Genomic DNA, 590 nt, shown 5'->3' with positions numbered 1-590 from the left:
CGCATCGCCCGCACCTTCGCCCAGATCCTGCCCAGTTACGCCCAGCGCGGCGAATTCAAGCTGATCGAAGCCGGTTTCGACGCCGCCGCCAGCGTCATCAACGAGGCCGCGCGCCAGGGCCGCGTCGACGTGGTGGTGGCGGCCGGCCTGAACGGCAGCTATCTGCGCCGCCACGTCACGGTGCCGGTGGTGCAGGTCAAGATCAGCGGTTTCGAGGTCATGAACGCGCTGGCCACGGCGCGCCGGATCTCGCCGCGCGTGGCCTTGCTGGGCCAGCACGCGCAGTACCCGGAACTGCAGACCTTCATGCAGACCTTCGCCGTCGACATCCTGGTGCGCACCTACCGCGATCAGGACGACGCACTGGCCCAGGCCAAGCAGCTCAAGGACGAAGGCATCGAGGTCCTGGTCGGTTCGGGCCTGATCGTCGACTATGCCGAGCGCATGGGAATGGCCGGCGTGCTGGTGTATTCGCTGGCCACGGTGGCCGCGTGCATCGAGGACGCCATCGAGATCACCCGCCTGCAGCGCGTCGAGTCGGGCCGGCGCGAGTACCTCAACGCGGTGCTGGCCAACCTGGACGAAGGCGT

1 protein-coding gene is annotated in these 590 nt (G+C 68.1%); it reads left to right on the top strand.

Going from position 1 to position 590, the window contains the following annotated elements:
• Positions 1-590 (top strand): PrpR N-terminal domain-containing protein (locus N801_RS22190; protein WP_211254769.1); only part of this gene is annotated, 590 nt, incomplete at both ends.

This window comes from Knoellia aerolata DSM 18566, from assembly GCF_000768695.1.
Taxonomy (GTDB): Bacteria; Actinomycetota; Actinomycetes; order Actinomycetales; family Dermatophilaceae; genus Knoellia; species Knoellia aerolata.
This window is presented reverse-complemented; position numbering and strand designations above follow the sequence as displayed.